Consider the following 24,649-nt stretch of genomic DNA (forward strand, 5'->3'; position numbering starts at 1 on the left):
TATATTGTACTATACTCTAGGAATAAAGCAATGTTTAATCAAGTATCTCATATTATCTGATTGACATTCCAATAATATGGGACTAATATTTTTATATCCAAGAAAATTGGACTCTGATTGTTTAGATTATAATTAGGCAAAGGAGGGAAATGAAGATGCTGTTTTTTGTGGCTCTTGGAGGGTGGGATAAAGCACTGCAAGTGCTTCTTGTGCTTATTATTGCGGAGTATATTACGGGTTTCTTGCGTGCAATTAGATACGGAACGGTCAATGCCGATGTGATCGGCTGGAGTATTGTCCGCAAAACTCTCATTCTGTTCATTGTTGGGCTTGCGTCGATGTTGGATGGGTGGAACGAGCACGGTGTGCCGATTTTTCGTACGGCAGCCATTTATTTCTACTGCGGGCGTGAAGGGCTGTCTCTCATCGAGCATCTGGGTGCGAATGGGATTCCGCTCCCTAGGGTGATGAAGGATTTTCTAGAGCAGCTTAGCGAACATAAGAATGAGAAGCGTAGCCGTAAGACAAGGCTGTAATTGATGCTTGCCGCAGGACAAGCTTATGTTACAATAAAAGAACAAATGTTCGAATTTCGGCCTTATACAATTAGGAGATAAAATGCCAAAAAAAGTGCAGCTGTCGGTGCGATCGCTCGTGGAGTATGCGTATTTAAGTGGGGATATTGAGTCGGGGTTTCATACGGCTACCTCCATGACGGAAGGGACGAAGGCGCATCAGCGCATTCAGAAGCAATATGGCGAGCAGGATGAGAAGGAAGTGTACGTAAGTGTGGAGATCGAGCGAGACGGTCTCCTCTTTGTCATTGACGGGCGCTGCGATGGGCTGCTCGCTGCTAATGAAGGCAGTCTCCTCACCGTCGACGAGATCAAATCCACCTCCGGCAAGCTGCCGGAACTCCCCGAGCACACTTATCCTGTCCACTGGGCACAAGCAAAGTGCTACGCCTATGTCATTACGCAGGAGCGCGAACTCCAAGAAATAACGGTGCAGCTGACGTATGTGCAGGTAGCTTCCGAGGAGGAACGGCGATTCCAGCAGACGTTCACTGCGCCCCAGCTGGAGCAGTTCGTCCACGAAATGATCGGCTGCTACTACGCGCGAGCGGCGCAGCAGGCGGAGCATCAGGAGAAACGCGACCGCAGCATCAAGGAGCTGGCGTTTCCTTTTCCGGCTTATCGGGAGGGACAGCGCAAGCTGGCGGGAGCGGTCTACCAGTCAATTGCGAGCAAGCATAAGCTGTTCGCTAAGGCGCCAACAGGCATCGGTAAGACGATCTCGACGATCTTCCCTGCGGTCAAAGCGATCGGGGAAGGTGTGTTGCAGCGTGTTGTTTATTTGACAGCGAAGACGATTACACGAACGTCGGCTGAGGAAGCTTTTGCACTGCTGGAGGCGAGAGGGCTGCACTTGCAGGTCGTCACACTGACCGCCAAGGAGAAAATCTGCTTCCAGGAGGAGGTTCGCTGCTCCAAGGAGCACTGCCCTTACGCAGACGGCTACTATGACCGGATTAACGAGGCGATGCTCGACCTTCGCACGAACGAAACGCGTATTACGCGCGAAGTGATCGAGACGTATGCACGCAAGCATACGGTATGCCCGTTCGAATTTGCGCTCGATGCGGCTTACGGGGCCGACGCCATGATATGCGACTACAACTACGTGTTCGACCCGCGCGTCAACTTGAAGCGTATGTTTGAGGAGCAGAAGCGGCGCACCGCCGTACTCATCGATGAAGCGCATAATCTCGTAGATCGGGCGAGAGAGATGTACTCGAGCACGCTCGATAAAGCGGATTTCCTTGAGATGCGGCGAGCCTATAAAGGCGGGCCAAGCCTTACTGCACCTGCCGTTTACACAGCGGCCAAAGCTGTGAACGAGTACTTCATCTCGCTGCGTAAGTCCATCGGAGAGAAACAGCAAGAGGTGACCAGAGAGCTGCCGGAGGCACTGGTCGGTCTCGTTGAGCAGTTCATAACGGAGGCGGAGCGGGAGCTGCTCAGTGCTAACAGCGGGGAGGCGAATCCGCAGCTGCTGGAGCTGTATTTTCGCTGTCAGAGCTTCGTTCGTATCGCCAAGCTGTACGATGAGCGGTATGTCACGTACACAGAATGCGAGCGGAGCGAAGTGCATATGAAGCTGTTCTGCTTGGATCCGTCACATCTGCTGCGCACGATGAGCAAGGGATACAGGTCCATGGTGTTCTTCTCGGCGACACTGACGCCGCTCCATTATTACATGGACATGCTCGGCGGCAGCATCGAAACGGATTATTCGGTTGTGGTGCCGTCCCCGTTCTCAGCGGAACAGCTTGAGGTGAGCATCAGTCCGTTGTCGACGCGTTATCACGATCGGGAGCGGACGATTGATCGGGTTGTGGAGCAGATCGGACGGATGGCGGGGCAGCGGCAGGGCAATTATCTCGTGTTTTTCCCTTCGTACGCGTATATGAATGATGCGGTGGAGCGGTTCCTAATAGCCAATCAGGGTGAAATAGAAGCCGGGCGCATGAGAGCAATCGTGCAAGCGACGCGGATGTCAGAGGAGGAGCGGGAGCAGTTTTTGGCTGCTTTTCAGGCGGATACGCAAGAAACGCTAATTGGGTTCGCCGTCATGGGCGGGATTTTCTCGGAGGGAATCGACCTCGTGGGGGACCGTCTGATCGGCGTAGCCGTCGTCGGTGTCGGACTGCCGCAGGTCGGCTTGGAGCGCGATATTATGAAGGCGTATTTCGATGAGACTGGGCGAAACGGCTTCGAATATACGTTTCTGTTCCCTGGCATGAACAAAGTGCTGCAGGCGGGCGGCCGTCTCATTCGGTCAGAGGACGACCGAGGCTGCTTGCTGTTGATTGACGATCGCTACCTGCAGCCCCAATATAATCGGCTGCTGCCGCAGGAGTGGCTGGAGTATCGTGTTCTGCGGTCATAAAAGTCCTAGCACGATACTTGCAGCCTAGAGGATCTCCTATGAACCATTTTATTGAAACCGCTTCCGCAACGATGCATTACTGTGCTAAAATGCCTTTAATCTCATTATTGGCAGCAAGCATTAAGGCTCTTTCCCGACAAACAGATGAAATCTGCTGCAGCAGAGAGTTGTTTGATGGGGCGGGGCCTTTTTTTGCAGTTGCAAACCATGTTTATTGCCATGGACACAGCGTTATTTCATCGAAGAATGATTGTTGCATGTGGATTAGATTCGTGCGGAGGGAGAAAGGTGGTCGTGATGCAAATGCAAGGAACGAAGCAGCAGAAATGGCAGGGCATTCCGTTTAATCAGGTGAGGATTGAAGACAGCTTCTGGCGGCCAAGGCTCGATCTGCTTACACAGGTGACACTGCCGCTCTGCCTGACGAAGAGCGAAGAAACGGGGCGGATTAGCAATTTTGTCAAAGCGGCTGGACTTGTGGAGGGCGAATTCGAAGGCATTTATTTTAACGATTCCGATGTATATAAGGTGCTCGAAGGCGCTGCTTACAGCTTGATGACGAACCGGGATGCGGTGCTGGAGGCGGAGATTGACCGTATTATCGACCTGATTGCTGCCGCGCAGGAGGAAGACGGCTATCTGTGCACGTACTATACACTCGTCAAGCCGGATGAGAAGTGGACGGACATGGAGAAGCACGAAATGTACAATGGCGGTCATCTCATTGAAGCGGCGGTTGCGTATTACGAAGCGACGGGCAAAAGAGTGCTCCTTAACGTGGCTAGCAGCCTTGCCGATCATTACGATTCAGTGTTCGGCCCGGGCAAACGCCACTGGGTAGAAGGACATGAGGAGATCGAGCTCGCGCTTGTGAAGCTGTTTCGGGTAACGGGCGAGGAGCGCTATTGGAAGCTGGCGCTATGGCTGCTTGAAGAGCGGGGACATGGACACGGCGTCGGCGCGATTTGGGATAATAAAGAGTGGGGACCAGCCTATTGTCAGGACGACGTGCCCGTTCGGGACATTAAGGAAGTGAAAGGACACGCTGTCCGCGCCATGTACTTGTACACAGCTATGGCCGATGTCGTACATGTGTCTGGCGATACGACCTATATGGATGCGCTGCATAGAGTATGGGAGCATACGGTCGAACGGAATATGTACATAACGGGCGGAATTGGACCATCGAGACATAATGAAGGGTTTACGCATGACTTCGACCTGCCAAATGACAGTGCCTATTGCGAAACGTGTGCTGCGATTGCGATGGTGCTATGGAATCATCGGATGAATTTGCTAACCGGTGATGCGAAGTATGCGGACATTATCGAGCGTGAGATGTTTAACGGCGCACTTGCTGGCATTTCACTATCTGGCGACCGATTCTTCTACGTCAATCCACTCGCTTCCGAAGGCAATCATCACCGTGTGCCTTGGTTTGACTGCTCGTGCTGTCCGACGAACCTCGTTCGGTTCCTCCCTTCGATTGGCGGGTATGTGTATAGTCGCACGGACGATGGGCTTGTCGTGAACCAGTATGTGAGCGGCACTGCTTCGTGTGAAGCGGGGGCTGCGGGCATCGCTGTTACGCTGGAGCAGAAGACCTCCTATCCGTGGAGTGGACAAATCGAGCTGACGGTTGGGGCGGTCACGGTCGCTGAGGAGGATGGCAGCGGCGGCACTGCTCACGGTAATAAGTTTGAGATTAAGCTGCGAATTCCGGGCTGGTGCCGAGGCTATAGCGTTTCCGTCAATGGCAGTGCGGTTCGAGGCGCCGATCTGTTGATTGGTCAGGGTTATGTGACGCTGAGCAGAGCGTGGAATGCAGGTGACACCATTGCGCTCAGCTTAGATATGGCTGTCGAGGCTGTACGTTCTCGAGAGGAAGTCGTCAGCAACGCTGGACGTGTTGCGTTTGGGCGCGGCCCGGTCGTGTACTGCGCGGAGGGCATCGACAACGAGGCGTTGGCGTACGATCAGTTCGAAGTTTCAGCAGCCACTCCGTTTGCGACAGAGCATCGGGCAGATCTGCTCGGCGGTGTTGTCGTTCTGACAGGCAAAGCGGGAAACGGCAGTCAGGTGACGCTCGTTCCTTACTATGCGTGGGACAATCGTGAGCCAGGATTTATGCAAGTTTGGATGAAAGAGAAGCAGGCTCATACTTTGTATCGGTTTTAGTTGTTTATGAGTAGGAGAAGCCATAGCGGGTCAGCAGCAATGCGACCAGCTATGGCTTCTTTGTTGTATAGTGAGCTCGTTTATTCCGCGATCGATGCGGCAGGTGCGTGTCACACGGAGGAGCCGTACACCTTCGTCCCGCGCGGCTGATCGCCTTTATCGTCGGGCTCAATCGTAATGCCGATGCTGTCAAAATCCAGTTTTGCTGACTCCATTGGCATCGCGAGCAACCCGACGCCTCGGTCGGATGGACCGACACGGAACGTACCCGCGCTCTTGCGAACGCCGTCCTTCACGAGCCAGACCTGATAAGCTTCGCTGCCGGTTGTCGTTCCGGCACCGAACAAATAAACGACGAACTGCCTGCTCTGCCCGTTGTCGACGATACAAGCGACGCCGGATGATTTACCGGCGAGCTTGCCTGCGGCTTGGAGCGGGACGAGCTCCTTAATTTGAGCGGCTGATACGTTCAGCGCCTGCTCAACGGGAAGTGGTGCTCGCAGCTGCTCGCTGCGCAGCTGCCAGTTCCAAGCACCCATGAGCACAAGGCCAGCTACGGCTGCAGTCAGCAGTGCGGGAGTCAGCTTCCGGGATAGGGAGCGTCTTCTTCTTGCAGCCGAATGGCGCAAGGATCGGCCGTTGTCTGCCGGCTGAGCGGCAAGAGCGGCGTCCATGACCTGCTGCTTCAAATCAGGTGGTGGTTCGATTTGGTGAATATCCGTGGGAAGCGCCTCCCATACCGTGCGCAATTCCTGAAGCTCCTGCTGGCAGGCTTCGCAGTGAGGGAGATGAAGTTCGAAGGCTGCTTTCTCCTCTGCGTTGCAGGCATCCGATACATATTCGAGGCAAAGCTCGCATGCTGGCGGCAGCTGCTGTTCTCTCTTCTCCATCACATTCCCTCCTCTTCTGCCGGCATATGTCTGCGCAATATTTTTAACGTCTGATGCAGTCGGTTCTTTACGGTGCCAAGCGGCTGGTTATAAGCGGCTGCTAGCTCACTTAAGCTGTAACCTTGCCAATAGAAATGCTCGAGAAGCATGATCTGCTGCGAGGACAAATGCTGATAGGCGCTACGAATCTGATCCTTGAACGACTCCCGTTCCGCGCGATCCTCCGGTGATGGTGCGCTCGAATCAGGGATGCGGTCGAGCTCCTCGGGTGCAAAAGATAGGAGAGGAGCGTTTTGCCGCCGCTGCTTGCGCAGCCAGTCCGTCGTTATATTACGTGTGACGGTAAGAAGCCAGCTCGTGAACCGGCCCTTCTCTGGGTTGTAGTCTGACTCGGTCGTCCACAGCCGGATGAAGACGGACTGCACGATATCCCTTGCAGCTGGTTCGTCCTTGAGCGCCTTGAACGCAAAGGAATAGACGAGCGCCGCGTAGCGATCGTAAAGGGTAGATAGCGCCTTCTGCTGGTTGCATTTGATGAGCAGCATCAATTCATAATCGCCAAGATTGTTCATGTGAGCTGGCCTCCCGGTCAGACATCAATTACAAGCTAGTATACCAAAATCATACATACAGGGTAACCGTCCTGATCGGATGGTTACCCTGCGAATATTATTTGGCAACGGTGATCGTCGCCTGCATGCCAGGATGCGGCGTGCAGTAATAAGAGAATACGCCTTCTTTATCGAAGGTAATGACTTTGCCTTCATCTTTGCCGAGCAAGTCTGTGTCGAAGCTGCCATCGTCAGCCGTCGCCGTATGCTTCACGTCGTCCCGGTTAATGAACTTGACCGTATCGCCCGGATGAATCGTTAACGTGTCCGGCGTGAAAGCAAAATCTTTAATTTCCACGACATACTGCTTGCTCTGCGGCTTCGTATCTGTGCTACCGGTCGCAGGCTTCGTGTCCGGCTTCGTCGCCGGTTTATCAGCAGGCTTCGATGTCTGCGGCTTCGTCACAGGCTTCGTCGCATCCTTCGCCGGTGCTTTGCCGCCGTGATCATCGCCAGCTTCGCCCTTGGCGCCGCCGCCGTGATCGTCGCCAGCTTCGCCCTTGGCGCCGCCGCCGTGATCATCGCCAGCTTCGCCTTTGGTGCTGCCGCCATGATCGTCGGCTGCATCGCTCTTCGAGTCGGCCCCGCTCACATCACCAGCGGCTCCACTATTCTTCGAATCATCCGAGCTGCCGCCTGCATCTGTTGTCCCGCTATTCTTCGAATCATCCGAGCCACCGACAGCAGCAGTCGTTCCGCCATCCTTCGAATCCGAGCCACCCGCTGTCGTCCCGTCATCAACCGCAGCGGATGAACCGTCGTCAGCTGCGACGGTCGAATCCCCTCCAGACGTATTATCCGCTGTCGTCGTATCCGTCGTATTCGTCGCCGCCGAATCATTCATCGCCATATTGCTATGATCCTGAAGATTCTGCTCCGCCGCCGAGTTTTTCTTTCCGCATGCACTCAGACTTAGCACGACAACGAGCAGCAGGCAGAGGAGGAAGTAACCTTTTCTACGAGTAATCATTCTCCTGTTCATTGCGTTCCAGGTCATCGGCATTCACTCATTTCACAATAATTTGGCCGGTCATAAACTTTTTGTGCGGCTCGCAGAAGTAATCATAAGTACCTGGCTTAGTCAGCGTAATCGTGTACGACTCGCCTTTTGCCAGAAGAGGTGATTCGAAGCTGCCATCCACTGCAACGGCATTGTGCTTCATATCATCGTAATTCGTGAAGATGATCTGAGATCCTGCTTCAACCGTAAGCGGACCTGTGCCGAAGGAATATTCTTTAATGTCGACGTGGTATGTTTTAACCGCAGGTGCTGCTGTGCCTGCCGTTGTGCCTGTGAATTTCGCCGGATCGACCACGAACCAAACATTGTTCACAGCTTGCCCGTTCGAATCGCCGTGCGCAGCGTCTTTAATAAAGTAGTACAGCGGATAGCCTTTGTAAGTCGTTTGCTTACTGCCATCAGCGCGTGTAATCGTACCGAAGTCGGAGCTCGCAACACCAGTCGGCGTGCTGCCGCCGTCCGCCAGATAAGCAGGCCAGTTCACGAGGCAAGTGCCTTCGCAAACGCTTTTATTCGGAGTATCCTTGTCAAAATAGTACAGTGTGCGACCGTTCTCATCCGTCAGATAGTTGCCGAGTAGAGTGGATGTGCCTACCATAGCGGCATAATCAGATTTAGCCACGAACCAGACGCCACTGGCGCCTTCGCCGTTCACGTCACCAGCAGCCATATCTTTTACAAAATAGTACAGAGGCCAGCCTTTATACGTCGTCTGCTCTTTACCGTCAGCACGCTTATACACGCCGAAGTCATCTGGGTTCAACGAGGACGGGATTTGCAGCTTGTCGGCGTAGAAGATCGGCCATGCGGTCAAGCATTGACCCTGGCACGACTCGAGATTCGCTGCGTCCTTTGTGAAATAGTAGAGCGTGCGGCCTGCGCTGTCGGTCAAATACGTACCGAGCTTCGCATTCGTACCCAGTCCGATGCGCGTACCTCCAGGCTGCTCAGCGGATGCCGCAATGACGCCGCCCGCTTGCAGCTTTGCAAACAACGTCGTACCAGCCGGAGTCTTCGCATTTAGCGACTCGATAAGAGCTGTCGCAATAGCGTCGTTCGTCAGCATGGACACGCCAGCGATTTGCTTCAATCCTTTGCCTGCTGCAAAGGCGAGCGTATCCGCGTACTTGTAGTCCGTACCGGATTTGTATCCAAGCACCTCGAGCAGCACTTTATAGAACTGCTGTGCGCTAATCATCTCAAGCGGGTCAAACTTGCCGCTGCCGGTACCGTTCCAGCCTAGCTCTGCATGCGCTTTCAAGTATGCGAGCACCGGTTTGTTCGCGTTGCCCACGAGTGCGGAGTCACTGAAGCTATCCGTACCTGTGAAAGCAAGTGCATCCTGCAGCTTGCCTTGAAGTCGCAAAGAGATAATGGCGGCCTGGAGTCGCGTGGACATTTTGCCTAAGTAGTCGCCCGTTACGCCATTGCCGTCTCCAAGCAGCAGGCCGAGCTTCGCGGCTGCTTCGGCGTCGGTTGCAGCAACGTTCGTTTCTTCCTCTGCGGAAGCGCTAAGTACAGGTAGCAGTAAAGATAAGCATAAAGTGAAAGCTAGCAAAAAGAGCCCAAACCTTGTTCTCTTCATTCGTTAATTCCTCCTCTAATAGTGGCTGTCATTAGGAGGTAACGATGGAGAGCCCAAATCGGTTTGAGCTGGATTGGATTTATTTTTAAAAAAATTAAATCAACGATTTCTCGTACACGTTAATCCAGAAGCCGTCAATGACACTGGCGCCGCGGTGTGCGTAGCCATTATTGAGGAAGAGCTTCTTTGCCCCGAGCTGGTTCGTGAGGGCGTCGAGATAGATGTTGCGGAAGCCGAGCTCCTTCGCCCGCTCTTCAAGCTTCGTCAGCATACGTTGACCGTAGCCGTTCTGTTGGTATTCGGGATGGACGCGCAGCCGCTTGATCTCCGCCGTCTCCTCATCCAGCTTCTTCAGCCCGCCCATCGCCACAACAATTCCATCGGCATTCGTACCGACAACGAAGTCGCCGCCGCTGCTGAGATACTGTTCATCAATATGAAAAATATCATGGTAATGATGGTGCGTCGGCTCCACACCTGCTGCGGATATGACAAGCAGATGAAGCTGCCAAATGTCGTCGTGGTCAGTGGGGGAATAGCGTCTAATGTGGATCAAGGGGCATCGCTCCTTTTCCGAGACAATCTCTGAAAAAACATGATGACTATGTAATATAATCTAACACAAATACAAGCTATATTGATAGGTTTTTATTGGTTGTCCAGCGAAAAATAGGCTTATTCGTTATTTGTAATTACTTTGTGTTAGGTTTGTGTAAAGAAAAGGATAATGATTGAATAGCGGAGGCATTTGCTCAATAATGAGAGAAAGACGTTACGAGAAGGAGCTGAGGACGACAATGAAAGTGGTCGTTGTATCGGATACCCATATGACCCGTATGGCGAAGAAGCTGCCGGAGCGGCTAATTGAAGAGTTGAAGAGTGCGAACGCCATCTTGCACGCGGGGGATTGGATGGCGCTGTCGGTGCTGGAAATGCTGGAGCAATACGCGCAGACGGAAGGCGTAGCAGGCAACAACGACGGCAGTGAGATTGTCGCGAGGCTGGGCTGGCGTAAGCTGCTGGAGATTGAAGGAGTGAGAATCGGAATCGTTCACGGTCATAAAGGGACTGGCGTTCGATCGGATACGGAGCTGAATGCGTATCGGGCTTTTGAGAAGGGTCAAGTGGATGTGGTCGTGTTCGGTCACTCGCATATACCAGTGAAACGAGAGCGAGACGGGGTACTCATGTTTAATCCGGGATCGCCGACGGATAAGAGAAGGCAGGCGCAGTATTCCTTTGGGATTCTGACGATTGAGAGCGGTAAGGTGAAGTCGGCGGAGCATATTTTCTACGATAATAAGAATTGAATGTAAAAAGGGGAATGGCTTACGATGAGCGCGCAGCAGCACAACTTGCGCAATGTCGGCATCTTTGCCCATGTTGATGCGGGGAAGACGACGACAACGGAGCAGATGCTCTATCTTAGCGGCCACATTCGGTCGCTTGGCAGCGTGGATACAGGAACGACGCAGACAGACTGGCTGGATGTCGAGCGGGAGCGGGGCATTTCAGTGCGGGCAGCGGTAACGCGGCTAACTTGGAAGGAGACGCCGATTAATCTGGTCGATACGCCGGGTCATGTCGACTTTCTATCAGAAGTAGAGCGGTCGCTGCGCGTAATGGACGGCGCGGTGCTGATCATCTCGGCGGTGGAAGGCGTGCAGGCGCAGACGGAGATTATTTGGCAAGCGCTTCGCGACTTGAAGATTCCGACACTGATCTACGTGAACAAAATGGATCGGATCGGCGCTGACCCCTTAGCTGTGCTTGGGCAAATCCATCGGCTTTTCTCGCCGCAGGCGGTACCGATTATGGCGCCTGATGGAGCGGAGGCGAGCTTCAGTGGGGCGGTCTCTGTGGTGGACGAGACGGCGGCTGCGCAGGCTGAGTGGGCAGAGGCGTATCGCCGAAAGCTGCTAGAATCGGTGGCGGAGCAGGATGAGGCGGTGCTTGAAGCCTATTTGGACGGGCAGTCGATCAGCAGGGAGCAGCTTGAGGCTGCGCTTGTTGACGGGGCGCATCGTTGCGCACTGTTTCCGGTGTTGTTCGGGGCGTCGGGCAGGAGCATAGGCGTCGAAGCGGTGCTAGATGCGATAGTGGCGTATTTGCCAGGGCCGGCTGGGTCAGAGGATGGCGCGGTGTCGGGCGTAATCTTTAAGATGGAACGCGATCCTGTCATGGGCAAAATCGCTTACGTCCGACTTTACGATGGTGTGCTGCGCAACCGTGATGTGGTGCTAAACTATAGCCATGATGTTCAAGATAAAGTGACGCAAATTCGTCGTGTGAATGGGCAAAAGACCGAGGACATCGGCGTGCTGAAGGCGGGCGACATCGCCGCCGTCTACGGGTGGAGCCGCGCGCGGATTGGCGATATTATCGGCAGTCCCGAGGGTGTCCCCGGTGAGATGCGGCTAGCTGTGCCGCTGCTTACGGTGCAGGTGCATTGGCCGAATGCCGCGGAGTATCCGGCGGTCGTGAACGCTTTTCAGGAGCTGGCGGACGAGGATCCGCTGCTGGATTTGCAGTGGCTGCAGGATGAGCGGGAGCTGCATCTGAAGGTAATGGGGCCGATTCAGATGGAGGTGTTGACGTCCATTCTGTTGAGCCGGTTTAAGCTGTCGGTGAGCTTCGGCGCTCCGTCCGTCATTTATAAAGAGACGCCAGCGTCGGCGGGTGAAGGGTACGTGGCTTATCTGATGCCTAAGCCATGCTGGGCGATATTGCGGTTTGTTATTGAGCCAGGCGAGCGTGGTAGCGGACTCGTGTATAAGTCGGTCGTGCGCGGCGAGCGTCTGCTCGAGAGCTACCAGAACGAGGTGGCGCGCCGAGTTCCGGAAGCATTGCAGCAGGGGCTGCGCGCCTGGGAGGTCACCGACCTCAGCGTGACGCTGGTGGAAGGGGAGCATCATGTATGGCATACCCATCCGCTGGATTTTGTCATCGCGACGCCGATGGGTATTATGAACGGATTAGCTAGTGTAGGTACAAAGCTGCTCGAACCGATGCTGCGCTTCCGTTTGTCGGTGCCGGAGGAGTACGGCGGCAAGATCATGAACGAGCTCGTCGTCATGCGCGGCGAGTTCGATGCGCCGACGTTGCGGCAGGAGCGCATGGAAATCGAGGGACTGCTGCCGGTGGCGACGACGCTCGATTTCCCCGCGCGGCTTGGCGCGATGACAAAGGGTCGCGGCACGCTCACGACCTTCTTCGCCGGCTACCGCGAATGCCCGCCGGACGTAGATGTGGTGCGCCAACGCCGCGGCGTGAATCCGCTCGACGAGGCGAAGTATATCCTCGCGATGCGGAACGCGTTGAGCGGGTAGCTGGGGCAAGGCAAGGGCAAGGGTAAGGGTAAGGGGAAGAAGCGCGCTGGTGGCGCGCGGTACTGCGCCGAATGGTATGGCAGAGTGGTATGGCGCCGTTTCGGCGCGGAGAGTGGGAATAGCCTCTCTCAGAGGTAGCGAGAGGCGGCGGAGGCCGGTTGGCTGCCAACTGAGAGAACCAATAGAGAGTGTCGATTCAATCGGCCGCTCTCTACTCACAGCTCCGCCAAATTGCCGATTTCGGTTGGATCCTTATCTGAGAGTGCTGAAATTGCACTCTCGGAGCTACAATCGGCCGATTTTCATGCTGAGAGTACGTATTATGCTCTCTCAGCTCCGCCAAGTTGCCGATTTCGGTTGGATCCTTATCTGAGAGTGCTGAAATTGCACTCTCAGAGCTACAATCGGCCGATTTTCATGCTGAGAGTACGTATTATGCTCTCTCAGCTCCGCCAAGTTGCCGATTTCGGTTGGATCCTTATCTGAGAGTGCTGAAATTGCACTCTCGGAGCTACAATCGGCCGATTTTCATGCTGAGAGTACGTATTATGCTCTCTCAGCTCCGCCAAGTTGCCGATTTCGGGCTGATAACTCGTATACGTGTTCTCAGACTGGAAATCCCCTACACTCTGCGCGGAATCAAGCGTGAGAGCACACGCAGCGGAGAGAAACGAAATCTGACTATCGAGTAGCGCAGCAGGCGATTTCGGTCGTGAGAGTCGTGAACTCCGACTCTCAGTCAAGGAAGCTAGTTAGTTTAGCGTGCAAGCTCGGTCCGTGAGCGAGAATTCCAATCTACGAAGGTAGACGGTGTTTGGTCCGAGACACAAGTCTGCGCTTAGACCGCCGAGGCTCCCGAAGCATTCAAATGCTACGAGTGTTACCCACCCGGGCGGCCGCCCACGTAATGCGCAAAAAAGCTTAGAGTCATCGACTCTAAGCTTTTTATTTACGCGTTATGCCGGTCGCCGCGTGTTGTTGGCGATGAAACGACAAGGAACTCGGCCGCTTCGCCGGAGACGTTGCGCACTTGGTGCGGCGTAAGAGGTGGTACCTCTACGCCTTCCTGCGGCTCAAGTGCGACAACATCGCCGCCCACCTCAATGGCGAGAGCGCCCGACAGTACAAAGAAGAACTGCTGCGCCTGCTCATGATAGTGACGTATCTCACTCGTGCCCGCAGGCATGCGCTCGTAGATGACGCTCAACTGGTCACCCTTCACGAGATGCCAGCCGTCACAGACCTCGCCCCACACGTAGTGTTCCGCGCTGTGTTTGCTTACTTTCATGCCCTTGCCACCTCAACCTCACATACATCTGCGATCGAGCCGCCTCATATATCTGCACAGTGGTTGCTCACCTTCATACGCCTGCCACTTCACTCACAGCCGCAATCCAGCCACTACACACCTCGTCCCACACATAGTGCTCGCTCGCTTTAATCATTCTGTCTCCACGTTCGCGCTCTACCTTCTACGCCTTCCCGGCTGACTGAACCCGCATCAATACCCGCGCTGGTACTGGCGCGGGATCCACTCGGCGGCAGCGCTGCTCTTCGCGGCGGTCGCCTGCAGCGCATGCAACGCCCAGTACGGGTCGCGCAGCATGCCGCGCGCGACCGCTACGAGGTCGGCGTTGCCATGCGCGATCGTCGCGTCCGCCAGCTTCGGCTCGTCGAGCAGGCCGACGGCGATGACAGGCACGCCGAGCGCGTCTTTCACCGCGCGGGCCAGAGGCACTTGATAGCCGGGATAGACCGCCGGCTTAACTGATCCAACCGGCGCCTCGCCGCCGCTTGATGCGTGAAAAATATCCACGCCTGCGTCCAGGTACCGCCGGAATATCTCAATGCCTTCTTCGACGGTATAGCCCCCGTCGGAAAACTCTGCCGCAGATATGCGAATAATGAGCGGCATATCTGCCGGCATGACGCTTTTCACAGCGGCAATCACTTCGCAGCCGAACTTGGCGCGATCAAGGCCGTACTCATCCTCGCGTTTATTCACAACCGGTGAGTGGAACTGATGGATCAAATACCCATGCGCACCGTGCAGTTCAATTGTATCGACACCAGCTTCAACAGCGCGGCGTGCAGCTTCCTTGAACTTCACGACAAGCCCTTCGATCTCATCAATCCGTAGCGCACGCGGCGTACGATAGGACTCGTTGAATGCAATCGCCGATGGCGCAACAGGCTCTAGAGCATCCTCGGCTTTTCGTCCGGCGTGGGCAATTTGGATACCGATCTTCGCGCCGTGCCGATGCACTGCATCAATAATCCGGCGGTAAGCCGGAACTTGCTCATCCGACCATAGGCCAAGACATTGGTCTGTTATACGACCGTCTGGTTCGACGTCAGCCATCTCCATAAGAATAAGTCCTGCACCGCCAATGGCGCGGGAAACGTAGTGTACATAATGCCATTCGTTTGGTGTGCCGTCATTTGCTTCAACGGAGTACTGGCACATCGGCGCCATTACGATCCGGTTCTTCAAATGCAGGCCCTTCGATGCAAAAGGGGTCGATAAACGATTCATCTCACTTCATTCCTCCTTGAGCGTTTGGCTCTTCTTTCTACACAATGAAAAGTATAAACGACTCACTTACATTTTTAAAGTAAAATACAAATCCACACAAGCCCGTCACAGCAATTGCCCATCAAATCCGATATAATAACAACAACAATTACGAATAGGCAGGGGCTATTTCATCATGATGAACACGCATTTGCAAAATCACACCGCCGCAAAGACGGGCCACAACAATCAGCTGCTCCAAGAGGCCGAAGCGTACCTGAAACAGTACGGTTGCGAGCTCTCCATCGCAGAGTCGGCAATTGCAACAAGGCTGAGCCAGATCGCAAGCGAGATCGAGGCGACTGGCAGCTATACGCATACGCCGGAAGAGCTTGCCTACGGCGCGAAGCTTGCTTGGCGTAACAGCAACCGCTGCATCGGACGACTGTTCTGGGACTCGCTCATTGTGCAGGACGCTCGAGGCGCACGAACCGCGGCTGATGTGGCCAAAGGCGTGTTCAACCATATGGAATATGCCACGAACGGCGGTAAAATATTACCAAGTATTACGATTTTTGCCCCAACGGTCAACATGGACGAGCCACGCATCCGGCTGTGGAACGAACAGCTGGTTCGCTATGCGGGCTACGAGCAGGAGGACGGCACGGTGCTCGGCGATCCGATCTCTCTCGAGCTGACTCGAGTGTGTGAGCAGTTGGGTTGGCGCGGGGCGGGGACGGCTTTTGACGTGCTGCCGCTCATCGTTCAGATGGGACAAGAACCGCCAGAGTGGTTCGAGATTCCCGTAGAGCTCATCCTCGAAGTGCCCTTGACGCACCCTGATCTGACTGCTTTTGAAGAGCTGGGGCTGAGGTGGTACGGCGTTCCTTTTGTCAGCAATATGCGGCTTGAGATCGGCGGTCTGCACTATACGGCTGCTCCATTTAATGGGTGGTACATGGGAACGGAGATTGGCGCGCGCAACCTGGCTGACCCTTTCCGCTACAACATGCTGCCAAAGGTAGGGGCGCTGATGGGGCTTGATACGAGCCGGGAATCAACGCTGTGGCGTGACCGGGCGCTGGTGGAGCTGAATGTAGCTGTACTGCATTCTTATAAGGAACAAGGGGTCACGATCGTCGATCACCATACAGCCAGCAAGCAATTCAGCTTATTTGCGGAGAAGGAGCGGCAGCGAGGCCGCATTCCAACCGGGCAGTGGTCATGGCTTATTCCGCCGCTGTCTCCGGCGACGACGGCTGTTTTTCATACGAGATATGAGGATATAGAGCAGAAACCGAACTATTTTTATCAGAAAACGCCTTATTCGGAGCAGCAATAATTACATGATCGGCTCCCGAATGTGGTACGATAGGAGTACCGGATTTTTACAGAGATGAACATGCAGCCGCCGCCGTGCTTCGGGAGACGGCTTCGTTTCATTTTGAACGGGTAGGCTTGTAAACATAAAAGAGGTGGATGTATTGGCAGGTTTTGAAGAATTAGGTATTGGCAAGGAACGGGTGCAATCGCTGCGTACTGAAGGAATTCAGGAGGCGACGCCGATCCAGGAAGGTGCGATACCGGTCATTTTGCAGGGCAGTGACGTTATCTGTCAGGCGCAGACGGGAACGGGCAAGACGCTCGCGTTCCTGCTTCCGATGCTGGAGAAAATCAGAGCGGATCGCGATCAGCTCCAAGGGTTGATTCTGACTCCGACGCGCGAGCTGGCGCTGCAAATTACGACTGAACTGAAGAAGCGAATTGCAACGCAGGAAGAATTCAGCGTGCTTGCGGTTTATGGTGGACAAGATGTGGAGTCGCAGCTGCGCAAACTGAAGCGTGCGGTTCATATCGTTGTGGCAACGCCGGGGCGTCTGCTGGACCATATTCGCAGAGGGACGATTTCGCTTGGTGCGGTCAAAATGCTCGTGCTTGACGAGGCTGATCAAATGCTGCACATGGGCTTCCTGACTGAGGTTGAGGAAATTATGCAGCAGATGGCTTACCGTAAGCAAACGATGCTGTTCTCGGCGACGATGCCGGCTGGCGTGCGTTCGCTCGCAGCGCGGTTCATGATTGAGCCGAAGGATATTACGGTTCGTACGCAGCAGGTGACGTTGAAGGCGATTCGCCAGCTGGCGGTGGAAGTGAGCGCAAAGGGCAAGGAAGAGCATCTGAAGCGGTTGCTCGGAGAGCACAACCCGTATTTAGGCGTTATCTTCTGCCGTACGAAGAAGCGCGCGAGTGCGCTGAACGATTACCTGCAGGAAAATGGTTTTAGCAGCGACGAGCTGCATGGTGACCTGTCGCAAGCGAAGCGCGAGCAAGTCATGAGGCGGTTCCGCGATGCGAAGCTGCAATTGCTTGTCGCAACAGACGTAGCGGCGCGCGGTCTCGATGTCGAAGGCGTGACGCATGTCTTCAACTATGACATTCCGGAGAATGCCGAGGGCTACATTCACCGGATCGGTCGTACAGGCCGTGCTGGCGAAGACGGAATTGCAATTACGCTTGTGTCTCCGCATGATCGTCTGGAGCTGGCTGCCATTGAGAGAGGCATCCATCAGACGATTCCGCGTGAGAACAGCCGCGGCGGCGTAACAGTCGTTCGCGAAGCGCGCAAGCAGTCGGACAAGCGCGAGGGTAGTGAAGGCGCTCGCCGTGGCGAGGGTCGTAGAGGCGCTGGCGCTGGTGGTGGCTGGTCGGGCGGTCGCTCAGGCGGAGCCGGTCGTGGTGGCCGTGGCGAAGCGGGAGCGGGCCGTGGCCGTGGTGAAGCCGGTGCAGGAGCAGGCAGAGGCCGAGGCGAAGCCGGTGGTGAGAAGCGCGCAGGAGCAGGCGGAGCCTATTCGGCAGCAGCGAAGCGCGGCGAAGGCCGCGGCGCGGCGCGCGACACAGTGTCGCCGCAATGGGGCGCTGGGACAAGATCAGAAGCGCCTCGTGGTCGTGGCGCAGCGGCGGCGGGATCGTCGCGCAGTGGCGGCGGTGACGCACAGCGCGGAGGCCGCGGGCGCTACAGCACGCCGGCACGCGAGGAAGGCGCCGGTGGTGCTCCTCGCGAAGCGGGCCGTAGTCGCGGCGAAGGCGCCAGCGGTGCTCGCGAAGCGGACCGTGGCCGCAGCGAAGGCGCGCGGGGCCGCGGAGCAAGCGGTGCTTCCGCGTCGCGTAGCGGTGGGCGCGCAAGCGCAGCGCCGCAGTTCCCAGGCAGTGGCGAGCGCAATCGCGGCGGTGGCGGCGGTGGCGGTGGCCGAACATCAGGAAGCGGCGGCGATCGGAGTCGCAGCGGCGGCGGTGGTCGTCCTTCGGGCGGTGGCCGCTCAGGCGGTGGTCGCTCCGGTGGCGGCAAGCCGAGCGCTGGCGGTCGTCCGCAGCGCGGTCGGTCGCGCTAACGGGTAATATTGAACTTCAAGGCAAGGCACAGGATGAACGTAATCGGTGCCTTGTTTTTTTATATATATTTACAGCATGGGATGGAAGGTGGAAACGGTATGGCCAAATTAGTGACACCATCGACGGAATTGCAGGAAGCGTATATGATCTTTTATCAGGAATGGATCGCGAGCGGAGAAGACATTGTGCCGTGGGTGGTCAGTGTAGATCCGAGCGATTTTGACGCCTATGTGCGCGACTTGAACGAGGCATATCTAGAGGAGAAGGTGCAGGAGGGCTGGGTACCAGGTTCGACCTATTGGCTCCTCGACGAAGCGTGCAAGGTGGTTGGAGCAGTCAACATCCGCCACAGGTTGAACCAGAAGCTGCTTGAGAGCGGCGGTCACATCGGCTACGGCGTCATTCCGTCCGAGCGGCGCAAAGGCTACGCCTCCCAGATTCTTGCACAAGCGCTGCAAAAGACCGACGCGCTTGGCATTCGAGAAGTACTCGTCTGCTGCGACGAGGGCAACATCGGCTCGGAACGCACCATTCTAGGCTGCGGGGGCCAATACGAGTCGAGCTTCACCGAAGCGCACGGCAACGTCGTGAAGCGCTTCTGGATCACACGCAGCGGCAGCTGATTAAACGAACTCGGCTTCCTGACAAGCCTCTGAACTTTATCGCTGCTCCCCATTTTGATACACTGGAGCTATTATTACTTGGTAACTTTTCATAAGGAGGGCATTATAGATGACGAAGCTTCGTCCATACATTTATTCCGATAACGCAAGGGAGCAGGCGAACTTCTATGCGGAGGCGTTTGGAGGCGAGATTCTCAGTATCCAAACGTACAGCGAGATGCCCGACGCCTCGAGGGAAGAGAACGATGGCGTGATGCATCTTGTGCTTCAAGCAGCCGGGTTGTTGTTCTATATGGCTGATGCAGGACCAGTTGAGCGTGGCAATGGGCTTGATCTGACGTTGGAGTTTGAAACGGATGAAGAAGCCGAAGCCGTGTTCTACAAGCTGGCGGAAGGCGGTAGTATCATGATGCCACTCGAGCGCATGTTCTGGGGAACTATGTTCGGGCGGGTGATGGACCGTTATGGCGTACGCTGGCAAATTGCTACGCAAGCTGGTATTTAACAGTAGAAGAGCCGTTCACGATAAAGGCAATTAAGCCTTCGCGTGAGCGGCTCTTCTTATTTAGTCGACGTCCGAGATCTTCCAAACCCCATTCTCTTGCACGAATACAATCCCTCGGGATCCGACTGGTCCATACTTCTCAAACAAGTACGTAAATGTCACATCGGCAAGTAGCGCCCCGGATGGCCGCTCCATGAATTTGATATCCTTCACACCTATAATCATCTGCTGCCCGATCCAATCGAATGGCGCCTGAAGCTCCCGGCCCTTTGCGAACAGCGAATGAAGTGCGTTCACATCGCGGTTATTCATCGCCGTCACATAGGCATTAATGAGCTTAGCGGCTGCAAGCTTCCGCGAATCAATGGCGTACTTCTCCGGCACAAGCAGCTGCGGCTTCACCGTCAAGTTGGCACCGCGTACAGCCTGCGCCCAATCGACCGTGCTGCCGAAGGCCGTCGCCGTTGCACGCAGCGGCAAATACACTGCGCCGTGAAGCAGCTCTGGCTTAGAGCTAGTGCCTGTGAGCTGCTTGCCGTTCACCCAGACGGAGAGGGAGCGTCCGCCAGCTGCTAGTAGGCCGTTATCCGGCTGCACAGCGCCGAGCAGTGCAGCTTTGTGCGCGGCGTCCCATGTGACCGGCCAGCTGAGCGCATCCGCGAGCGCCCGCATTGGCAGAAGCATGACGCCGTTCTGGACGACGGGTTGCAGCGAAGGGCTGCTTACCGGTACTCCATTAATGGAGAACAGCGGCTTGGCCGGTGCTGTAACGGTCATTTCCTTCATGCTGGCTAGACTGCCGGTATCGTAGTAGATCCATCTTTTTCCAAGGATTAGTGGCTTGAGGGAACCGTCAAGCGCCTTGCCGTAGGCAGGCATCGTAAAGGTGAAATCATAACGCCCTTGTGTAATCGGTGCTTCATAGATGAGCAGCGCTTGGCGGGATGGGTAGTACACGCCGCTTGCTGACGTAAGACCGCCGAAGCTCCCGTTCTCATTGATAAAGATACGGATCATGCCAGTCTCGCTTGCAGCGTCGTTGCCTTTCATATGAACCGGCTTCCCAATCTGCGGCTTCGACGTGCTATAAGTAGTTTGGTCTGGTGCGATTAGCAGACTGCTCAACTCTTTCACTGCTGCGGCATCCTTCGCCATGTAATTGTCGCCGGCATAGCTGAAATAGAGCTTGTCCGCGCCGCCAATCATCATTCCGAAGATGCTGTCGTCCGCTAGCGTGACGTTGACCTTGGTCATAAAAAAGAGCAGCATGCTGTCCATCGATGCCGTTTCCGTATCTACCTCAGCCTTGCTCATCAGGCGGCTCATGATTTCCGCGATCTTCTCGAGGGTAGGCTGATCTTCCATTCGCGAGTCGAACAGCGGAATATAAACCATGTCGGAATGGCTCATATGAACCTCCGAAATATCCTCCTTTTGAAAAGTAACAGCTGATGTGATATCAACGGCTGGTGCAGCCATCGCCGCGGGCACGGTAAGAGCGCCGCTCCCAGCCCCCAGAAGCAGTGCAGCAAGGCCTAGCTTCAGTAATCTTGCTTGAATCATGAAGGGTATCTCCTCCTCGAAGAGTTCTTGTAACAGTATAGACTGTTCCACTTGCGAGAAGGTTGCATCGTAGATGATCTATATCTCTTCAGTCTCCAGAAGGCGTATCGTTGCTTGAAACAATAGTCGGCTCATCCGGCACGTCCAGCGCAGCTGTGTTAAGCAGCTCTTTTTCAAAATTGTACGAGAGATGCAGCGCATGAACCGCCGAGCCGTCCTTGGCGCTCAGCTCATAGATGGTTAACGTACCGACCGGGCTAGTCGGCGCTTCGTCCAGCGTCACTATAAACTCGAAATTGCCCCATTCCGGCGCACCTATGTCCGCAATAACTTGGCCTTCTGCAAGCACGTTGTGACCGTCTTCGAATGAAAATCGGAATGCTGCTTCAAAGACTCTTGCCTGCCCTTTGACGGTGAACGACTTGCCCACTTCGCTGCCCTCCGCAGGACCGTAGACACGGAATGCATCATTACTGGCAACTATGGCTGGTTTCGCAGGCTCCGGTGCAGGATATGGCTTCTTGCCGGGCTCGTTTACGGCATTGTGATTGTTCCCTGCACATCCTGCTGCGGCGAGCAGCAGCATAATGAGGGAGATAATGATCGGCAATCTTTTTCTCATTCCAATCACCTGCTTTTTCAGCTTTTAAAAATCATCTAAATCCTTGCAGAAGCAGTTGTTGCCCTTCTGAAATTAGTATACGCTTGGGAAAGCGCCTTGAATCAAGGATTATCGCGGGAGGTGTTACCCATGTTTGAGTGGAAACGACTGCTCCGATTTAATCGTTATATCGGTAGAGGAAACGAAGAGATCGACTATCAGTGGCCTACTTCCAAGCTTCCTATCATCAGCATTCGGACAAGCGCAGGAACCGGTAAGCCCAAAGTCGCACTTGGACTTATTGCGCTCGGCGATATCGCGATTGGAGTTGTGGCGGCAGGCGGTGTCTCGCTCGGTGTGCTTTCGTTCGGAGCCGTTGCGATTGGCGGCATGCTTGCGCTCGGTGCGGTTGCGATTGGCAATGGACTGGCAGCAGGTGCAGTAGCCATTGGCGATCTGGCCGTCGGTGCGGTAGCCATAGGACAGTCTGCTGTCGGCGCGGTAGGAATCGGCGAATATGCGCTTGGTGCTGTTGCCCTTGGAGAGCATGTTGCTGGGGTGGTAGCTATCGGTGAACGTGTATACGGCATTGTCGCCATCGGAGAACACGGCTTCGGGCTCGTTCCGATTGTCGGAGATTTTATAAGGTGGATTGTTGGCTTGTTCCGCTAGCTTTTAACAGATTTCGCCTTTATGCTACAATGAACAACAAGAAGAGTGTACAAAGGAAGGTTACCCGAATGGATACCGTTAATATTTTGGGAGTCCCGTTCTCGAAACGGACGATGGACGATACAGTGAAGCTGCTGCAGAAGCAGCTAGCGAGCACGGACAAGCCGTTGTTCCACTTAATTACGGCGAACCCGGAGATCGTAATGGCAGCAAGAACGAACGCGGAGCTGCGGGCGATTGTGGAAGCGGCAGACCTGATTACGCCGGACGGCATCGGTGTCGTGCTCGCTGCGAGATGGCAGGGCGACCATGTGCCGGAGCGGGTAACGGGCTATGATATGCTCGTTAAGCTGCTAGAAGGGGCGAAGAATGAGCCTTTCTCGCTGTATGTCGTTGGTGCGGATGAAGAGACGAACGCAAAGTCAGTGGAGATTATTCAAGATCGTTATCCTGGCGTTACGATCGCTGGACGGCATAACGGCTTCTTCAATGCGGAGCAAGAAGAGGCTCTCGTCGCGGATATCGAGCAGAAGCGCCCGGATATGGTCATTGCTGCGCTTGGTGCTCCTTTCTCGGAGAAGTGGATTTATAAGCATAAGAGCCGCATGAAAGCGAAGATTGCTTTTGGCGTTGGAGGCAGTCTCGATGTTATTGCCGGCAAAGTGAAGCGTGCGCCGGTCATTTGGCAGAAGCTCAATGTGGAGTGGCTGTACCGGCTGCTCAAGCAACCGTCTCGCTGGCGCAGACAGCTCGTGCTGCCGAAGTTCGCGCTGACCATCCTTACCTCGCGCAAATCGCGCTAATTCGTCAAGAGTCCTTGAGTTGTTGAAGGGCTCTTTTTTCATTGTCACAGATCGTTTCAAAACGATGTGATTGCAATCACATCGGCTAGGCGTCGCTTCTCGCTATACTTGATTCATAACAAGATTAAGCAAATGAAAGCGGGGAGTAAACCATGCTAAGCGATAAAACGATCCAAATCATCAAATCGACCGTGCCGGTGCTCGAAATCTACGGAACTGCGATTACAAAACGTTTCTACGAATTGTTGTTTACGCGTTATCCGGAGCTGCTGAACCTGTTCAATCATGCCAACCAGCGACAAGGCAAGCAGCAGACGGCGCTTGCGAATGCGGTCTATGCGGCAGCGCTGCATATCGATAAGCTGGAGATGATTCTGCCGGCGGTGAAGCAGATCGCGCATAAGCACCGAAGTCTCGGCGTGAAACCGGAGCAGTATCCAATCGTAGGAGAAATGCTGCTTACGGCAATCAAGGATGTGCTCGGCGATGCGGCGACGGATGAGATTCTAGGAGCGTGGGCGGAAGCATACGGCATCATTGCAAAAGTGTTCATCGACGTAGAAGCTGACATGTACGAGGCAGCAGAGCAGCAGCAGGGCGGTTGGGCGGATTACCGGGCTTTCCGCGTGGAACGGAAAGTCATTGAGAGTGACGTCATTACTTCCTTCTACCTGGTGCCGCAAGATGGTGGCGACATTGCTTCTTTTGAGCCGGGGCAGTATGTGAGTGTGAAGGTGGACATTCCGGGTGAAGCCAATACGCATATTCGTCAATACAGCTTATCCGATGCGCCAGGCAAGCCTTATTACCGAATTACGGTGAAGAGGGAAGAGGCACAGCATGGCAAACCAGCTGGGAAAGTGTCGGTGCACTTGCACGAGCAAGTACAGTGCGGGGATGTACTCTGGTTGTCGGCTCCGGCAGGCGAATTTACGCTTGATCAACAGGATGATCGGCCGCTTGTCCTGATGAGCGGAGGGGTTGGTCAGACACCGCTAGTCAGTATGCTGAACACGGTCGTAGAAGCGAGTCCGGGAAGGAGAGTTATCTTTATCCATGCTGCTCAGAACGGCGATGTTCATGCGCTTAAGCAGCAGGTGAAAGAGCTGGCTGTTCGTCATTCACAAGTAGCCGTTCACGTTGTTTACGATAAGCCTACAACGCGTGATCAAGAGCTGCAAGCTTACGATAAAAAAGGTTTTATCGATCTTCCTTGGCTTACGAGAGTGATTCCAACGACCAATGCGGCATTCTACTTCTGCGGTCCGGTTCCATTCATGCGGACGATGAACAGCTTACTGAAGGAGCTTGGGGTAAACGCCGCGGACATCCACTACGAATTCTTTGGTCCAGCTGGTAGTTTGGAGGCGGGCGAGGTTACTGCACAGACTCAGCCGCAGCCCTAGCAACA

Annotated in this window: 22 protein-coding genes; 13 read left to right on the forward strand and 9 right to left on the reverse strand. The window is 54.9% G+C overall.

Annotated elements, in window-relative coordinates:
• Positions 1–155 precede the first annotated feature (155 nt).
• The 4 genes from BMY11_RS10700 to BMY11_RS10710 all read left to right on the forward strand — a co-directional run bounded on the left by BMY11_RS10700 (position 156) and on the right by BMY11_RS10710 (position 5,130).
• Positions 156–536 carry a phage holin family protein gene (locus BMY11_RS10700; RefSeq protein WP_256217404.1) on the forward strand — a complete coding sequence of 127 codons (381 nt, stop codon included), beginning with the start codon at positions 156–158 and terminating at the stop codon, positions 534–536.
• A gap of 82 nt (positions 537–618) precedes the next feature.
• Positions 619–2,952: an ATP-dependent DNA helicase gene (locus BMY11_RS10705; RefSeq protein ID WP_090575029.1), complete on the forward strand. Its 2,334-nt coding sequence runs from the start codon at positions 619–621 to the stop codon at positions 2,950–2,952.
• A gap of 38 nt (positions 2,953–2,990) precedes the next feature.
• Positions 2,991–3,299 carry a hypothetical protein gene (locus BMY11_RS28850; RefSeq protein WP_177182581.1) on the forward strand — a complete coding sequence of 103 codons (309 nt, stop codon included), beginning with the start codon at positions 2,991–2,993 and terminating at the stop codon, positions 3,297–3,299.
• Positions 3,250–5,130 (forward strand): glycoside hydrolase family 127 protein, encoded by a 1,881-nt coding sequence (locus tag BMY11_RS10710; RefSeq protein WP_218150178.1) that lies wholly within the window; start codon positions 3,250–3,252, stop codon positions 5,128–5,130. The genes BMY11_RS28850 and BMY11_RS10710 overlap by 50 nt, the downstream gene beginning before the upstream one ends.
• Positions 5,131–5,240: 110 nt before the next feature.
• Here BMY11_RS10710 and BMY11_RS10715 read toward each other — a convergent pair whose 3' ends face one another.
• The 5 genes from BMY11_RS10715 to BMY11_RS10735 form a co-directional block, all read right to left on the reverse strand.
• On the reverse strand, positions 5,241–6,020 hold the full coding sequence (locus BMY11_RS10715; RefSeq protein WP_090575033.1) for an anti-sigma factor: 780 nt from the start codon (positions 6,018–6,020) through the stop codon (positions 5,241–5,243).
• Positions 6,020–6,592, reverse strand: coding sequence for an RNA polymerase sigma factor (locus BMY11_RS10720; protein WP_090575036.1), 573 nt, complete (start codon positions 6,590–6,592; stop codon positions 6,020–6,022). The genes BMY11_RS10715 and BMY11_RS10720 overlap by 1 nt, the downstream gene beginning before the upstream one ends.
• A gap of 97 nt (positions 6,593–6,689) precedes the next feature.
• Entirely contained in the window at positions 6,690–7,601 is a 912-nt protein-coding gene (locus tag BMY11_RS10725) for a plastocyanin/azurin family copper-binding protein (RefSeq protein ID WP_090575039.1), read from the reverse strand.
• Between the two features lie 37 nt (positions 7,602–7,638).
• On the reverse strand, positions 7,639–9,237 hold the full coding sequence (locus BMY11_RS10730; protein WP_090575042.1) for a plastocyanin/azurin family copper-binding protein: 1,599 nt from the start codon (positions 9,235–9,237) through the stop codon (positions 7,639–7,641).
• Positions 9,238–9,331: 94 nt separating this feature from the next.
• Positions 9,332–9,793 carry a GNAT family N-acetyltransferase gene (locus BMY11_RS10735; RefSeq protein WP_177182592.1) on the reverse strand — a complete coding sequence of 154 codons (462 nt, stop codon included), beginning with the start codon at positions 9,791–9,793 and terminating at the stop codon, positions 9,332–9,334.
• A gap of 202 nt (positions 9,794–9,995) precedes the next feature.
• On the opposite strand from BMY11_RS10735, the gene BMY11_RS10740 reads away from it, so the two are divergent.
• Both BMY11_RS10740 and BMY11_RS10745 read left to right on the forward strand, forming a co-directional pair.
• The gene (locus BMY11_RS10740; protein ID WP_256217405.1) at positions 9,996–10,547 is read left to right on the forward strand and encodes a metallophosphoesterase family protein; all 552 of its coding nucleotides are present in this window, start codon (positions 9,996–9,998) and stop codon (positions 10,545–10,547) included.
• Between the two features lie 24 nt (positions 10,548–10,571).
• On the forward strand, positions 10,572–12,566 hold the full coding sequence (locus BMY11_RS10745) for an elongation factor G (RefSeq protein ID WP_090575047.1): 1,995 nt from the start codon (positions 10,572–10,574) through the stop codon (positions 12,564–12,566).
• Positions 12,567–13,515: 949 nt separating this feature from the next.
• On the opposite strand, the gene BMY11_RS10750 is transcribed toward BMY11_RS10745, so the two are convergent.
• Positions 13,516–13,854 carry a cupin domain-containing protein gene (locus tag BMY11_RS10750; protein ID WP_090575050.1) on the reverse strand — a complete coding sequence of 113 codons (339 nt, stop codon included), beginning with the start codon at positions 13,852–13,854 and terminating at the stop codon, positions 13,516–13,518.
• Positions 13,855–14,067: 213 nt separating this feature from the next.
• Positions 14,068–15,102, reverse strand: a complete 1,035-nt coding sequence (locus BMY11_RS10755; RefSeq protein ID WP_090575053.1) for an NADH:flavin oxidoreductase/NADH oxidase — start codon at positions 15,100–15,102, stop codon at positions 14,068–14,070.
• A gap of 175 nt (positions 15,103–15,277) precedes the next feature.
• Between BMY11_RS10755 and BMY11_RS10760 the strand changes: the two genes are divergently transcribed.
• The 4 genes from BMY11_RS10760 to BMY11_RS10775 all read left to right on the forward strand — a co-directional run bounded on the left by BMY11_RS10760 (position 15,278) and on the right by BMY11_RS10775 (position 19,599).
• Positions 15,278–16,423: a nitric oxide synthase oxygenase gene (locus tag BMY11_RS10760; RefSeq protein ID WP_090575056.1), complete on the forward strand. Its 1,146-nt coding sequence runs from the start codon at positions 15,278–15,280 to the stop codon at positions 16,421–16,423.
• Between the two features lie 133 nt (positions 16,424–16,556).
• On the forward strand, positions 16,557–18,470 hold the full coding sequence (locus BMY11_RS10765) for a DEAD/DEAH box helicase (RefSeq protein WP_256217406.1): 1,914 nt from the start codon (positions 16,557–16,559) through the stop codon (positions 18,468–18,470).
• A 99-nt stretch (positions 18,471–18,569) separates the two neighbouring features.
• On the forward strand, positions 18,570–19,094 hold the full coding sequence (locus BMY11_RS10770) for a GNAT family N-acetyltransferase (RefSeq protein WP_090575063.1): 525 nt from the start codon (positions 18,570–18,572) through the stop codon (positions 19,092–19,094).
• 109 nt (positions 19,095–19,203) lie between these two features.
• Complete coding sequence (locus BMY11_RS10775) at positions 19,204–19,599, forward strand: VOC family protein (RefSeq protein WP_090575066.1); 396 nt, start codon at positions 19,204–19,206, stop codon at positions 19,597–19,599.
• Positions 19,600–19,659: 60 nt separating this feature from the next.
• On the opposite strand, the gene BMY11_RS10780 is transcribed toward BMY11_RS10775, so the two are convergent.
• Together BMY11_RS10780 and BMY11_RS10785 are read right to left on the reverse strand one after the other, a co-directional pair.
• A complete protein-coding gene (locus tag BMY11_RS10780) occupies positions 19,660–21,162 on the reverse strand; it encodes a stalk domain-containing protein (protein ID WP_090575069.1) in 1,503 nt (500 codons plus the stop codon).
• 88 nt (positions 21,163–21,250) lie between these two features.
• Positions 21,251–21,784, reverse strand: a complete 534-nt coding sequence (locus BMY11_RS10785) for a Gmad2 immunoglobulin-like domain-containing protein (RefSeq protein ID WP_090575072.1) — start codon at positions 21,782–21,784, stop codon at positions 21,251–21,253.
• A gap of 129 nt (positions 21,785–21,913) precedes the next feature.
• Between BMY11_RS10785 and BMY11_RS10790 the strand changes: the two genes are divergently transcribed.
• The 3 genes from BMY11_RS10790 (at position 21,914) to hmpA (ending at position 24,644) form a co-directional block, all read left to right on the forward strand.
• A complete protein-coding gene (locus BMY11_RS10790) occupies positions 21,914–22,435 on the forward strand; it encodes a hypothetical protein (protein WP_090575075.1) in 522 nt (173 codons plus the stop codon).
• Positions 22,436–22,503: 68 nt separating this feature from the next.
• Positions 22,504–23,238, forward strand: coding sequence for a WecB/TagA/CpsF family glycosyltransferase (locus tag BMY11_RS10795; RefSeq protein WP_090575078.1), 735 nt, complete (start codon positions 22,504–22,506; stop codon positions 23,236–23,238).
• Positions 23,239–23,390: 152 nt separating this feature from the next.
• Entirely contained in the window at positions 23,391–24,644 is a 1,254-nt protein-coding gene (gene hmpA / locus BMY11_RS10800) for an NO-inducible flavohemoprotein (RefSeq protein WP_090575081.1), read from the forward strand.
• Positions 24,645–24,649 lie beyond the last annotated feature (5 nt).

Origin of the sequence: Paenibacillus sp. OV219 (genome assembly GCF_900110075.1) — a bacterium.
Classification (GTDB): domain Bacteria; phylum Bacillota; class Bacilli; order Paenibacillales; family Paenibacillaceae; genus Paenibacillus_Z.